This window comes from Niveispirillum sp. (assembly GCF_017996735.1).
In the GTDB taxonomy this organism is placed as follows: domain Bacteria; phylum Pseudomonadota; class Alphaproteobacteria; order Azospirillales; family Azospirillaceae; genus Niveispirillum.
In genome coordinates this window covers 19940-34016 of sequence record NZ_JAGOGJ010000044.1, presented here as the reverse complement: position 1 = coordinate 34016, position 14077 = coordinate 19940, and the positions used below count along the sequence as shown (strand labels likewise).

The window sequence follows — 14077 nt, the reverse complement described above, 5'->3', positions numbered from 1 at the left end:
CTATTGTCAAGCCCGTGGCAAAAGCGGAGCAATCAGCGTAAAGCTTGGCAGGCCTGCGCTGGTCGCGGGCGCAGCCAGATGCCGGGGTCCACCACCATGTCCGCCGCTTTCGAACGCCGAACTTTCGCACCGGGCGAGATGATCTTCAAGGAGGGTGATCCCGGTGACAGTCTTTATGTGGTGGAAAGCGGCCGCGTGCGCATCTGGCGCGGCGATGCGGACCACCCCACCATTATCGGTCGGGTCGAAACCAGCGGCATTTTTGGCGAAATGGCCATCTTCGACCGCAAACCCCGCATGGCCCATGCCAGCGCGGAGGTGGAATCGGTGCTGATGCGCATGCCGGCCAGTGTGCTGCGCGAAAGCCTGTACGGCGCCGACCCGCTGCTGCGGCAACTGGTGCAGCTTCTGATCGACAATATCCGGACCATGGCCCGCCGCCTGGACGAGTTGGAGGTGAAGCTGGGCGGCGAATGACATTCGCGCGATGCCATTGATTTTACAGATGCGTCCGGTCACGCCGCTGCCCATACTACGGCCACTTGTTGATAGTTCCGTTCCCAAGGTTTATCCGCGTGCCGCACGACACCAATTTGCTTGCCACCCTTTCCATCGCCTTTGTCCTGGCCTTTGGCTTCGGTTTCCTGGCCGACCGCCTGCGGCTCCCGCCCCTGGTGGGCTATCTGGTGGCCGGCGTGCTGGTGGGACCCTTCACGCCGGGATTCGTGGCGGATGGCAAGCTGGCGCTGGAACTGGCGGAAATCGGTGTCATTCTGCTGATGTTCGGGGTCGGCCTGCATTTTTCCGCCGCCGACCTGATGGCGGTGAAGGGTGTCGCCATCCCCGGCGCGGTGGGACAGATCATCATCGCCACCTTGATGGGCCTGGGCCTGGCCCTCTACTGGGACTGGGGGCTGGGGGCCGGCATTGTGCTGGGCCTGTCGCTGTCGGTGGCCAGCACGGTGGTGCTGCTGAAGGCGCTGGAAGAACGCAACCTCCTGCACACCCCTAACGGTCGAATTGCCGTTGGCTGGCTGATCGTGGAGGATCTGGCCATGGTGGTGGCGCTGGTGCTGCTGCCGGCCTTCGCGGGCCTGCTGGGCGGCACGGTGCCCGCCGATGGCGGTGGGCATGGCGCGCCGGCCCCGACCGATGCCCCTGTGCTGCTGACCCTTGCCATCACGCTGGGCAAGGTGGGTCTGTTCGCGGCGGTGGCCCTGCTGCTGGGTCCCCGCATCGTGCCCTGGCTGCTGGCCCAGGTGGCGCGCACCGGCTCCCGCGAACTGTTCACCTTGGCCGTTCTGGCCATCGCCATGGGCATCGCCTACGGCTCGGCCCAGGTCTTTGGCGTGTCTTTCGCGCTGGGCGCCTTCTTTGCGGGTGTGGTGCTGGCCGAAAGCCGGTTCAGCCACAAGGCGGCAGCCGACAGCCTACCCCTGCAGGATGCGTTCTCTGTGATCTTCTTCGTGTCGGTCGGCATGCTGTTTGACCCATCGATCCTGCTGCGCGAACCGCTGGCAGTGGCGGCCGTGCTGCTGACCATCATCGTGGGCAAGTCGCTGGTCGCCTTCGCCATCGTGCTGGCTCTGGGCTACCCGATGGGGGCCGGCCTGCTGGTTTCCGCCAGCCTGGCACAGATCGGGGAATTCTCCTTCATCCTGGTCGGGCTGGGCGTGTCCATGAACCTGTTGCCGCCGGAGGGGCGCGATCTGGTGCTGGCCGGCGCGCTTCTGTCCATCACGCTGAACCCGCTGGTCTTCACGGCGGTGGAAAAGCTGACCGGCAAGGTCAAGGCAAGGCACCCGGAATGGTCCAGCTATGGACAGCCGAAATTCAAACGCCTGACGCAGCAGATCAACCGCGTCCGCGACAAGATGGCGGATCGGGAAAAGGCGCACGGCCTGCAGGTGCAGAAACTGGTGGAGACGTTCCCCGTCCTGTCGCATCTGGACAAGCATGAGCTGGAACGTTTGCTGCTGATGTTCCGGCCCGCCGCCGCCGTACCAGGCGAACGCGTGATCCGCAGCGGCGATCCCGCCGACGGCATGTATTTCATCGCCAGCGGTGCGGTGGAGGTGCAGTTGCCCGGCCACAAGATCAAGCTGGAGACAGGCGCTTTTTTTGGCGAAATGGCCCTGCTGTCCGGCCGGCGGCGCAGCGCCGACATTACCGCGCTGGATTATTGCCAGTTCCTGATTCTGGAACGTCGCGATTTCAACCAGTTCACCCGACAGCATGGGGAATTGCGCGGCGCCATCCTGGAAATGGCCAACCAGCGCCGCAAGATGAATCAGGCCGCCAAGGAAAAGGACGAGAAGGAAGCGGCGGCGTAGAACGGAAGACCGGGATCGGGGCCGGTCGTTTTCCAACCGCCTCCGCGAGGGCTGGTGTTTTCCCTCAACCCTCCCATTGGCTAATACCATCGGTCAAAATTCTTGACCGATGGTACGGCGGCGACTGCCGCCGCGCGGCCCCTGCCGCGTAGCCAAGGGCGCGGATGCGCCCGCCGGCGATTGAGGCGCACGAAAGCTTGACCATCGGTCATGATTTCGTGGCCCTGGGCCCCCTCTCCCGTCAGTCAGGAGAAGGGGAGGCGCCCGCTGTCAAGCGGGTGGGAGGGTGAGGGAAACAAACCTCACCCGCCGGTATTACGCGAAGGCCGCAGCGTGATTGATGATGTGGCTGACGATGCCATATTCCTTGGCCTCGTGCGCCGACATCCAGAAATTACGATCCGTATCGATGGCAACCCGTTCATAGGGCTGGCCCGTCTCCCAGGCGATCTCTTCATTGATGCGCTTGCGCATCTTGATGATTTCCTTCGCCTCGATGGCAATGTCGGTGGCGGGACCGCCGACGCCGCCCGCGGGCTGGTGGATCATGAAGCGGGTGTTGGGCAGACAGAACCGGTCTTCCTTGGCGGCACCCAGGAAGATATGCGCACCGGCCGAGGCCACCCAGCCGGTCCCCAGCACCATGACGCGCGGCTTCACGAAGCGGATCATGTCATGGATCGTGTCGCCGGATTCGACATGTCCGCCCGGCGAGTTGATGATGAGCTTGATCGGCTCGTCATTCTCGGCGGCAAGACCCAGCAACTGCGCCGTCACGGCCTGCGCGACCTTCTGGTTGATCTCGCCGAACAGCAGGATGGTGCGGGCCTTGAACAGGTTCTGCGCAATGGAGGGGGGCGTCTTGCCCTTTTCCTCCTGGGCATCGGACTCCGGCTTTTCGTCCTCAAGACGGATCGGATTGACGAGCAAGGCGGCACTCCTGAATTTGGTATTCTGCATTTACTGACCTAGCGGGAAATGGGCTGCGGTTCAACCCATCATTGGGTCGGTTTCACATACTTATGAGAGGTCGATCCAGACACTTTTCAAGTCCGTGTATTTTTCAAGCGCATGCAGGCTCTTGTCGCGGCCGAAGCCGGACTGCTTGAACCCGCCGAACGGCGTGGTGATATCGCCCGCATCAAAGCAATTGATCCAGACCGACCCCGCCTTGATGGTTCGCGCCGCCTTCATGGCGACGGAGATGTCGCGGGTCCAGATGGCGGATGCCAGACCATAGATCGTGTCATTGGCGATCTTGAACGCTTCCTCCGTGGTCCTGAAGGTCAGGGTGGACAGGACGGGCCCGAAAATCTCCTCCCGCGCGATGGTCATGGAACTGTCGACCCCATCGAACAGGGTCGGTTCGATGTAATAGCCGCCGGTGTCGGTGCGCGCGGCGGCCCCACCCAGGCGCAGAGCCGCCCCCTCCGCCTTGCCCTTGGCGATATAGGACAGGACACGTTCATGCTGTCTGGCATCGACCATGGCGCCCATGTTGGTGGTGGGGTCCAGCGGGTCGCCGGGGGTCCAGCGCCGTGAATGATGGATGACCCGTTCCAGGAACTCGTCCTTGATGCTCTCATGCACCAGCAGGCGGGACCCGGCATTACAGACTTCGCCCTGGTTGAAGAAGATGCCGCCCGCGGCGTTGGCGGCAGCCTTATCCAGGTCGGCCGCGTCGGGCATGATGATATGCGGCGTCTTGCCACCGCATTCCAGCGACACGCGCTTCAGGTTGCTTTCCCCTGAATAGCGCATGAAGAACTTGCCGACCTCGGTGGACCCGGTGAAGGCCAGCATGTCCACATCCATGTGGCGGCCGATGGCCTGTCCCGCCGTTTCCCCAAAACCGGGCACGACATTCAGTACGCCCGGTGGCACCCCCGCCTCCACCGCCAGTTCGCCCAGCCGGATGGCGGTCAGGGGTGATTGCTCGGCCGGTTTCAACACCACGGAATTGCCCGTGGCCAGGGCCGGCGCCACCTTCCACACCGCCATCATCAGCGGGAAGTTCCAGGGCACGACAATCCCGATCACGCCCAGCGGTTCGCGCAGGATCAGCGACATGGCGTCCGGCCCGCTGGGACCGACCTGATCATACAGCTTGTCGATGGCCTCCGCGTAATACTGGACGCAGCGCACCGACAGCGGGATGTCGATGGATCGGCTGTCGCGGATGGGCTTGCCCATGTCCAGCGTTTCCAGCAGCGCCAGTTCGTCCGCATGTTCTTCCATCAACCGCGCCAGCTTCAGCAGCACGGCCTTGCGGGCACGCGGATGCTGGTCGCGCCAGATGCCGGATTCGAAACTGCGGCGGGCGGCGGCCACGGCGCGGTTGACATCCTCCGCGTCGCATTCGGCGACATGGGTCAGCACCTCGCCGTCGCGTGGGCTGATATTGGCAAATGTCTTGCCGCTGGCGGCGGGCACATAGGCGCCGTCGATGAAGGCCTGGGTGCGGAATTGCAGCCCGGCGGCGCGTTCCTGCCAGTTCGTGGCGGCGATGGCGTCCATTCTCGGTCTCTCTCCCGTTATGGCGGGGCATGCCCCGCCTGTCGGGAAGGAGAGTGCCCGGTGGCAAGGTCGGCGGCAACCCCCACATTGCCGCCGCCCCAGCCTGTTCAGGCCGCGCGCACTTCCGCCAGGAAGCGGTCGACCTCCCCGCGCAGACGGTCCGCCTCGCTCGACAGGTTGCCGGCCGCACCCAGAAGCTGGTTGGCCGCGTGCCCGGTATTCTGCGCGGTTTCATCCACCACGCCGATATTGTTGGCAATCTCTTGCGTGCCCACGGCCGCTTGCTGCACATTGCGGGCGATCTCCCGCGTGGCGGCATCCTGTTCCTCCACGGCCGCCGCGATGGCGGTGGCGATTTCGGCGATCTCCCCGATGGTGCGGGTCACCTCCACCGTGGCCGTCACGGCGGTGCTGGTGGCCTGCTGCACGGCGGCGATACGGGTGGCAATGTCCTCCGTGGCCTTGGCCGTCTGGGTGGCCAGGCTCTTCACTTCCGACGCAACGACGGCGAAGCCCTTGCCGGCCTCCCCCGCCCGCGCCGCCTCGATCGTGGCGTTCAGCGCCAGGAGATTGGTCTGGCTGGCGATGTCTGCGATCAACTGCACCACGGCCCCGATGGCGTTGGCTTCCGCCGCCAGCGCCTGGATGGTGCGGTTCGTCTCCTCCGCCCGTTCCGTGGCATTGCGGGAAATGTCGGCCGCCGCCCCGACCTGACGCGTGATTTCCCCGATGGACCCCGTCATCTCCTCGGCCGAGGCGGCGACGGTCTGGACGTTGGCGCTGGTCTGGCCGGTAGAAGCGGCCACCATGCCCGTCTGGTTGCGGGTCACTTCCGCCATGCCGGACAGGTCGCGCGCATTGCTCTGAAGCTGGGTCGCGGCGGACGCCACCTGGGCCACGACTGCGGACACACTGCCTTCGAACTGGTCGGCCATGGTGTGCAGGGCCCGGCGGCGATCCTCTGCCGCCTGTTTCTCCGCCTCCTCCATCTTGATACGAAGGTCACGGGCCTCCAACGCGTTGCGGCGGAATTGTTCCAGGCCCTTGGCAAGACGGCCGATCTCGTCCCCGCGATCCTGCCCCGGCACCTGGATGGACAACTCGTCCTGTGCCACCCTGTCCATGGCCGCCGTCACCGATGACAGCGGGCGCGTGATGGTGATGATGGCGACGTAAAGCGAAAGGGCCAGCGACAGCACCGCCCCGATTCCACCCACGACCAGCATGCTGGTTGTCGCCACAGCGACATTGTCGGATGCGGCCTTGGAACCATCATCAATGGCCTTGCGGATGGTATTGGTCAGTTCGATATTGCCATCGCGCAGCGTGTCGATCTGCGGGTCGAAGGAGGTCAGGGTCAGCTTTTGCGCCTCTGCCGCCTTGCCGGCGGCAGCCAGCCCCGCGACACGCTCGAATTCTGCTTTCAACCCGGTCAGTTGCCGCTCCAGCGCCTGGATATCACCGGCCCAGCGCGGCAGCGTGCCCCGCATGTCGGCATAATCCGACCGCGCCTGATCGAAATCCTGCAGGGCTTGCCGGGCGGCCTCCGCCCCCTCAGGCTGACCACTCAATGTCACAGCCTTGTATGTTTGTTTGCCAATAGCAATTATATTCCGATTGGTACGCGCCAATCGGACCATAACAGAGACTTCTTTTTCAATGAGAGATGAATATTCTTTATCAATATGCTGCATATTTCTTTGTCCTATTACGAGTATCAGACCCGATAGGAAAATCATTATCGATATAATCGATAATATTCGTGTACTTATTGAAATTTTCTCGGCTTTCATTTGGTCACCCCGTCGATATTTTTCCAGTTTTTCCGATTCTTTGCATCCCTGGATTCCAGTTTTTCCAGAAAGGACACAGAGAAGGGGCATCGTGCCGGCCGATATCGGATTTTTCAATATCGGATTTTTCGATCTATCAGCATTCAACTTGTGCGAGATCGGAGGCAGGCATGTGGATTACACCGCGAGACCACGCATTGGTCGGTAAATGCCTGGAGGGAATCCGTAAAGAAACAGAGGTAACGCAACAGGAGCTTGCGCAACGTCTGGGCAAACCTCAGTCGTTTATATCTTCTTATGAAACGGGCCAGAGAAGGGTGGATTTGCTCGAATTCATAACCATATTAGAAGCATTAGGGCGGGATGCGCCCCCTGTCTTTGCCCAGATTGACCGGCTATTCCAACTTGGCAAGAAATAGAAACAGCCAGAAACGGGCCTAAATCAGGCACGGCAAGGCGTTGTCGATTGTCACCGGCACATGTTGGGGTTTGCGTCAGCAATACTGACATGTTCCGATCATGATCCCGACACCGTCCTATCGGATGCCCGCACCATGCGCCCGCTCCATATCGCCCTCGCCTTTCTGGTCGCCGTGATCTGGGGCGCCAATTTTGTGGTGATCAAGCTGGCCCTGACCGGCTTTCCACCCATCCTGCTGACGGCGTTGCGCTTCACGCTGGCCTGCCTTCCGGCCCTGCTGATCCCGCGTCCGGCGGGGATCGGGTTCCGGCAGTTGGCGCTGGTGTCTACCTTCCTGTTCACCGGCCATTACATCTTCCTGTTCATGGGCATGGACCAGGGCATGGCGCCGGGGCTGGCGTCCATCGTGCTGCAATGTCAGGCCTTCCTGACCATGCTTTTCGCAGCCGGCATGCTGGGCGAACGGCCTAAGGCACAGCAACTGGCAGGGGCTGGCGTGGCGGCGGCGGGGCTGGTCGTGACGGGCAGCACCGTCGGTCTGGATGTCACCTGGACCGGTTTCATCCTGACGCTGCTGGCGGCGGCCAGTTGGGCCATGGGCAATGTGCTGATGCGCCGGCTGCCACCCACCCCGACCCTGCCGCTGATGGTCTGGCTGTCGACCGTGCCGCCGCTGCCGGTCTTCGCCCTGTCCTTGCTGGTGGAAGGGCCGGACAGGGTCTGGGCGGCGCTGACCGGCTTCGGCTGGACTGCCGGCCTGTCGCTGCTTTACATCGTCTGCCTGTCCACGCTGGTGGCCTTCGGCATCTGGGGCATGTTGTTGCGTGAATACAAGGCCAGCCTGGTAGCGCCCTTTTCCCTGCTGGTGCCCGTCACCGGTACCGTGGCGGCCCATTTTGCTTTCGGGGAGGTGTTCGGCCCGATGCGGCTTCTGGGCATGGCGCTGCTGTTCGTCGGGATCGTGATCACCATCCTGCCGCTGCGCCGGCGGCAGGTGGCCCAGGCCTGATCAGGGTGTCACCGTCACCTTGGCCCGCATCTTGGGATGGATGCGGCATTGAATGGTGAATTCGCCGGGGACGGAGAAGGTGACTGGCGTCTCCGTCCCCGGTTCCTGCAGCCCGATATCAAAAATATTCTCCTGCGCCGGAGAATAGACATTGTGGCCGAACGGGTCGTCATTCCGAAAAACGACCTGTTCACCCACCTTGATGGAGACGGTCCGGGGGACGAAAGAGATATCGCGCTGGGCGATGGTCTTCGGCGCCTGCGCGCCCCCGGAACCGGCCAATACGCCCAGCACAGCCAGGGGCAAAAACACCCGTAGCGCTGCAACACCCTGACGCGGCATGCCTTCCCCCAACAACCGGTTCAGCGCTTGTCCAGGATGGCGATATCGATGACGGTACCGCCATCACCGATACGGCCCATCTTCTTCATGGTGCCGCGCTGGACATCCAGGCTGTACAAGGTTCCGCCGGCCACGGCGCGGCCATGATACTCGTCCTGGCTGTCGGTGAAGATATCCACCCCCTCCACGATGGTCCCGGCCGGCACACCCAGCGGACCGATGGTACGCAATACGCCGTCATTGGGCGGGTCCTGCGACAGCCAGGCGCCCGTGCCGCTGTCGGCGTCGAAAAGCTGCGTCTGCGTGGCGCCCGCGAAGGAGTTGATATAGGCACCGGCATAGACGGCGGGCCTCTTGCCGGCATTCACCTTGTCATTGGGGTGATAGGCCAGGGGTTTGTCGACGGCGGCCTGTCCCGTTTCCACATTGACGCGCAGGTTCTGCCCGTCCGATCCCATGATGCGCAAACGGTCGGCCTGCGGGTTGAAATCAACCACGACATGGTCGATGGCGGTCAGGGCCACCGACAGTTTCGGGCCGGCGGTGGCGGCTCCCGTCTCCAGGTCGATCGCATAGAGGCTGTTATCGGTGGCCAGCCCGTAAAGCTTGCCATTGGCCGGGCGTACATCCACGCCCAGCAGCTTGCCCTTCACACCCGTCACCGGCACGGTCTTCACCTTGCCCGGTGCGGTGTCGGAGAACAGCAGCAATTCGTTGCGCTGGTTCAGGCCCGCAATCTCCAGTGCGCCCGCCGGCACCGCCATTCCCGCCAGAACAGCCAGCGTCGCACACGCCACCAACCCTTTACGCCCGTTCATTCGACCCCTCCCCGGCTTTGTGCCCGGCCTGATCCCGGCCGCGGCTGCCCGAATAAGGTAGGCCATTGGTGGCGCCTGTCAGCTATCCATTAGAACAGGACATCAAATCTTGATGTTGAAGATGGCGCAGATCTTATGCCGCAACTGCATGGGGGAGAAAGGTTTGATGATATAGGCATCCACCTTGTTGGCACGGGCCGCCTGCACAAAATCCACCGTCTGATTACCGGTCAGCATCAGGAAGGGCATGTTCTCCCACGTCTTGCGGACATGCTGCAGCAGTTCCAGCCCCGTGACATTGGGCATGTTCCAATCGGAAATGATCAGATCATAACGAAGCTCGCTGTCCTCCAGCGCCTCGATCGCGGCCTTCCCGTCAGGCACGATATGGATATTCTGCACGCCCAGTTGCACCAGCACCTGCCGCGCCAACCGCTGGGCAAAGGCATTATCCTCGACCAACAGGACATTCAGCTTCTCGAACCCGGGTATATGGTCACGTGTCAGCATGGGGGGCGTCTTTTCAGCGGGCGACAAGCAGCGTGACCCGGTTGGCCAGTTCACGCGGGGCGAAGGGTTTAACCAGATAGGCATCGACGGCATTGGCCTTCGCATTGGTGACGAAGTCAACGCCGGCATGGGCCGTCAGCATCAGGAACGGTGTGTGGCGCCACACGGCCCGTACATGGCGCAACAGGTCCAGCCCCGTGGCGCCCGGCATGTTCCAGTCCGAAATGACCAGATGGAATGGCATCGCCTGTGGCGTCACCGCCGATATGGCCTCGGCGCCATCACGATAGGCGGTTATCGTGCCGATCCCCAACTGCCGCAGCACCCCCTGCACCAGACGGGCCTCGAAGGCATTATCTTCGGCCAGCAAAACGCGCAGCCCGGCGCCATCCCGCAGCGGTGTCATGGGCCGGCCTCCGCCATGGCGGCCTCGACCATGGCGCGTCTTTCACGCAGCCAGACCACGCCTTCATCCAGATCAACGCGGAGTTGCGATAACAAGGAAGCCAGACCCGCCGAGTCGCCCGTTTGGCCCGCCGCCTCCACCGATGCCGCCGTGCGGTACACTTGGGCCAGCCCCAGACTGCCGGCCGCCGATTTCAGGGAATGCGCCACCTCCGCCACCTGCTGCGGCTGGGGCGTTCCGTCGCTGGGGAACAGGTCCGGCTCCACCTCCGGCAGAATCGACAAGAACGTGTCGATCAGGTCCAGCGCCATGTCAGGCCCCATGCTGTCGGCCATGTCGGTCAGCATGTCGGCCACGAAGGGTTCCGTGCCGGTCAGCAGCGAGCCGGCGGTTGCCCCGGCGTCTGCCATCTCGATATCGAATTCAGCCGGCGGCCCCTCGCCATCGGGGAACAGGCGGTGGATGACCTTGAACAGGTTGGCCGGGTCGATGGGTTTGGACACATAGGCATTCATGCCGGCATCCAGGCAGCGCTGCACCCCATTGCCGCCGACGCTGGCCGTCGCCGCCACGATCAGCACGCCGGATGCCGGTCCCGGCAGGGCACGGATGGCCCGTGTGGCCGTCATGCCGTCCATGCGCGGCATATGCACATCCATCAGCACCAGATCCAGCGGCGGGTCGGCATCGCGCACCATGGCGACGGCCGTCTCTCCATCCTCGGCAAACAGCACCATATGGCCATGCTCGGCCAGGGCGCCGGCCAGCACCTTGCGGTTGATGGCATTGTCATCAGCCACAAGGATACGCAGCGGCCGCACCGCATGTTCGTCATAATCGCCGGCGGCATCCGCCGTGATGGGGCTGCCCTCCACCAGCGGGATTTCAAACCAGAATGTGCTGCCCTGGCCCTGGACGCTGTCCACGCCGATGGTGCCGCCCATGGCCTCCACCAGCTTCTTGCAGATGGCAAGCCCCAGACCGGTGCCGCCGAATCGCCGCGTGATGGAACTGTCGGCCTGGACGAAGCTGCCGAACAGCTTGGACCGCGCCGCCTCCGATATGCCGATGCCTGTATCGGCCACCTCCACCCGCAGCCGCGTCCCCTGGGCGCATGCGCCGGCACGCAGGGTCACGCCGCCGGTTTCCGTGAACTTGATGGCATTGCCCACAAGGTTCAGCATGATTTGCCGGAGCCGGTTGGGATCGCCCTTCAGATAGACGGGCAGCGCCTCGTCCACCTCCTCCCGCAGCCAGAGGTCCTTTTCCTCTGCCCGGTTGCGCATCAGCATACTGGTGCCGGCCATCAGGGAGACCAGTTCGAAATCCAGGGTCTCGATATCGGCCTTCCCGGCCTCCAGCTTGGAGAAATCCAGGATATCGTTCAGAATGCGCAGCAGCGACTGACCCGATTGCAGGACCGTGGTCGCCAGCTTGGCCTGCTCCTCGTTCAGGCCCGACCGCAGCAGCAGACGCGTCAGGCCCAGCACACCATTCATGGGGGTGCGGATTTCATGGCTCATCATGGCCAGGAATTCGGACTTGGCGCGGGTGGCGGCCTCCGCCTTCTCCTGCGCCTCGCGCACCACCTCCATGGCGCCCTTGAACACGCCCAGTGCGCCGGCGACACTGCCAATCTCGTCCCGGCGGGATGTGTGCGGCACCGCCACATCCATGTTACCGCCGGCCAGTTGGATGGTCGCGCGGGTCAGACGGTTCAGCGGCGTCACGATATTGCGGATCAGCGCGATGGTGATGCCCACGACCAGCGTGAACAGGGCCGCGATCAGCAGGGTGGTCCGGTCGGCCGCCGCCTTGATCGTTTCTTCAGCCGACAGGCGGAATCGGTACCCGTCCTCCGCGGCCATCTGGGTGACGATTTCAAGGTTGGTGATGATGCCAGCCCCCAGCCTTTCCATGCCCTCCATAGCCGATGCATGATCAGGGGATGTTCCCTGCATCTCCGTCAATTGCCGGACGGCGGCCAGCCAGTCGGCATTCTGTTCGCGGATGCGGGCCGTATAGGTACGGATTTCCGGGTTGAGGCCGCGCTCCTCCACCACGTCCAGACTGGCCAGGAAATCCTCATCATTGATATCAAGGTCCTCGCGGAAATTCTCCGGCAGGCCGTTTGGCGATTTCAGGGCCCGATCAACCATCAGGTCCAGCATGACAAAATTTGTCTGGGCCAGCCGGGCGTAATTGATGGCCTGCAACGGCTGGTCATACATGCGGATCACAAGATCGCCCGTGGACCGCACCACCAGCACCGCCACCAATCCAATGGTCACGGCCGCCAGCACGGCCACCGCGAACGCCGCGGCCAGTTTGAAGCGGATGGTCCTGAACATGCCCTGCGGCCCCGTCGCAAAGAAGCTGCTCCTTTATGCGCGCAAGGCTTGGGTCGGGGCAAGAACCCGCGCCCTGCCCCCATGGATACAATTGTTTCAATCCACCCCGGCGCCCGGCCGCCTTGACAGCACCGGCGCCCCCTGCTGCCATGCCCCCCTTACCAACCGCGATGGGAACGCCCCCCGGAATGACCAGCAGCCCCGACCTGTTCCACGAGATCGAGATTTTCCGGCAGCAGCATCCGGCCATCACGGCCGTCGATGTGCTGCTGCCCGATCTGTGCGGGGTGTTCCGGGGTAAACGGGTGCCGATCGACGAATTGTCGAAAGTGTGGAAGGAGGGCGTGGCCTTCCCGGGCTGCACCTTCGCCGTCGACATCACCGGCGACACGGTGGAGGAAACGGGCATGTCCGTCGAAAAGGGCGTGCCCGACCGCATCTGCCGCCCCGTGGCCGGCACGCTGACGCCCGTGCCCTGGGCCGCCAAGCCGCTGGGTCAGGTGATGCTGTCCATGCGTGATGGCGACGGCTCCCCCTTCCCCTATGCGCCGCGCGCGCTGGTGGAGGCCCTGGTGGCGGAACTGTCGCGTCGGGGACTGACGCCCATGGTGGCCATCGAATTGGAATTCTATCTGTTCAACCGCGACCGCGCCGCCGACGCACCGCCCAGCCCGCCCGTATCAAAACGCAGCGGCCTGCCCCAGAACCGGACACAGGTCTATGGCCTGATGGAACTGGAGGATTTCGAGGAGGTGCTGGACGAGATCACGGCGGCGGCACAGGCCCAGGGTATCCCCGCCGGCACCGCCATCGCCGAATATGGACCGGGCCAGTATGAGATCACCCTGTCCCATCGCCCCGACGCCCTGCGCGCCGCCGACGATGCCGTGCTGTTCAAGCGGGCGGTGCGGGGCGTGGCGCACCGCCATGGGTATGAGGCCAGTTTCATGGCCAAACCCTATAGCGATCAAGCCAGCAGCGGCATGCATATCCATATGAGCGTGCTGGACAAGGACGGCCGCAACATCTTTGCGGCCGAAGCGGCGGAAGGGTCCGACGCCCTGCGCCATGCCATCGGCGGCATGGCGGAAACCATGCCCGCCTGCATGGCGCTGGCCGCCCCCGGCGCCAATAGCTGGCGGCGTTTCCAGACCGGCTCCTATGCGCCCACCGTCATCGCCTGGGGCGTGAACAACCGCACGGCCCCGCTGCGCATCCCCGCCGGGGGGCCGGACAGCCGCCGCGTCGAGTACCGTATCGCCGGGGCCGACGCGAATCCGTATCTGGTGCTGGCCGGGATGCTGGCCGGGCTTCTGCACGGGTTGGATGGCCGGATTGATCCCGGCCCGGCCCTGGAAGGCAACGCATATGAGGCCGACGCCCCGCGCCTGCCCGATGAATGGGGCGCGGCCCTGGACCTGTTCCAGGGATCGGCCGTGCTGCGCCGCTGGCTGGGGGATGCGTTCGTGGATACCTACGCCATCACAAAACGGGCCGAGCGCGCCAAGTTCAACCAGCGGGTCACGCCGCTGGAATGGGAATGGTATCTACGGGGGTGAGGAGTGGGGGGCTTCGTA

At 63.7% G+C, this 14077-nt stretch carries 13 protein-coding genes; 5 read left to right on the top strand and 8 right to left on the bottom strand.

The window, feature by feature from the left end:
* The first annotated feature begins 96 nt into the window (after nt 1-96).
* Both KBA48_RS15330 and KBA48_RS15325 read left to right on the top strand, forming a co-directional pair.
* Nucleotides 97-477 (top strand): Crp/Fnr family transcriptional regulator, encoded by a 381-nt coding sequence (locus KBA48_RS15330; protein WP_292907856.1) that lies wholly within the window; start codon nt 97-99, stop codon nt 475-477.
* A gap of 98 nt (nt 478-575) precedes the next feature.
* Nucleotides 576-2333 carry a cation:proton antiporter gene (locus tag KBA48_RS15325; protein ID WP_292907854.1) on the top strand — a complete coding sequence of 586 codons (1758 nt, stop codon included), beginning with the start codon at nt 576-578 and terminating at the stop codon, nt 2331-2333.
* Between the two features lie 315 nt (nt 2334-2648).
* On the opposite strand, the gene KBA48_RS15320 is transcribed toward KBA48_RS15325, so the two are convergent.
* From KBA48_RS15320 to KBA48_RS15310, 3 genes are all read right to left on the bottom strand, one after another.
* The gene (locus tag KBA48_RS15320) at nt 2649-3293 is read right to left on the bottom strand and encodes an ATP-dependent Clp protease proteolytic subunit (protein ID WP_292907852.1); all 645 of its coding nucleotides are present in this window, start codon (nt 3291-3293) and stop codon (nt 2649-2651) included.
* A gap of 60 nt (nt 3294-3353) precedes the next feature.
* On the bottom strand, nt 3354-4850 hold the full coding sequence (locus tag KBA48_RS15315; RefSeq protein WP_292907850.1) for an aldehyde dehydrogenase: 1497 nt from the start codon (nt 4848-4850) through the stop codon (nt 3354-3356).
* 107 nt (nt 4851-4957) lie between these two features.
* Nucleotides 4958-6643: a methyl-accepting chemotaxis protein gene (locus KBA48_RS15310; protein WP_292907848.1), complete on the bottom strand. Its 1686-nt coding sequence runs from the start codon at nt 6641-6643 to the stop codon at nt 4958-4960.
* A 170-nt stretch (nt 6644-6813) separates the two neighbouring features.
* Here KBA48_RS15310 and KBA48_RS15305 point away from each other — a divergent pair, with 170 nt between their 5' ends.
* Entirely contained in the window at nt 6814-7062 is a 249-nt protein-coding gene (locus KBA48_RS15305) for a helix-turn-helix transcriptional regulator (RefSeq protein ID WP_292907846.1), read from the top strand.
* A 135-nt stretch (nt 7063-7197) separates the two neighbouring features.
* On the top strand, nt 7198-8073 hold the full coding sequence (locus KBA48_RS15300; protein WP_292907844.1) for an EamA family transporter: 876 nt from the start codon (nt 7198-7200) through the stop codon (nt 8071-8073).
* Here the strand turns inward: KBA48_RS15300 and KBA48_RS15295 are convergent, their stop codons facing one another.
* From KBA48_RS15295 to KBA48_RS15275, 5 genes are all read right to left on the bottom strand, one after another.
* On the bottom strand, nt 8074-8415 hold the full coding sequence (locus KBA48_RS15295) for a plastocyanin/azurin family copper-binding protein (RefSeq protein ID WP_292907842.1): 342 nt from the start codon (nt 8413-8415) through the stop codon (nt 8074-8076).
* A gap of 20 nt (nt 8416-8435) precedes the next feature.
* Entirely contained in the window at nt 8436-9233 is a 798-nt protein-coding gene (locus tag KBA48_RS15290; RefSeq protein ID WP_292907840.1) for a DUF4394 domain-containing protein, read from the bottom strand.
* Nucleotides 9234-9335: 102 nt separating this feature from the next.
* A complete protein-coding gene (locus tag KBA48_RS15285) occupies nt 9336-9743 on the bottom strand; it encodes a response regulator (RefSeq protein ID WP_292907838.1) in 408 nt (135 codons plus the stop codon).
* A gap of 13 nt (nt 9744-9756) precedes the next feature.
* Complete coding sequence (locus tag KBA48_RS15280; protein ID WP_292907836.1) at nt 9757-10149, bottom strand: response regulator; 393 nt, start codon at nt 10147-10149, stop codon at nt 9757-9759.
* On the bottom strand, nt 10146-12500 hold the full coding sequence (locus tag KBA48_RS15275; protein ID WP_292907834.1) for an ATP-binding protein: 2355 nt from the start codon (nt 12498-12500) through the stop codon (nt 10146-10148). Before KBA48_RS15275 ends, KBA48_RS15280 begins: the two co-directional genes overlap by 4 nt.
* Nucleotides 12501-12688: 188 nt before the next feature.
* Between KBA48_RS15275 and KBA48_RS15270 the strand changes: the two genes are divergently transcribed.
* Nucleotides 12689-14059, top strand: coding sequence for a glutamine synthetase family protein (locus KBA48_RS15270; protein ID WP_292907832.1), 1371 nt, complete (start codon nt 12689-12691; stop codon nt 14057-14059).
* The last annotated feature ends 18 nt before the right edge of the window (nt 14060-14077 follow it).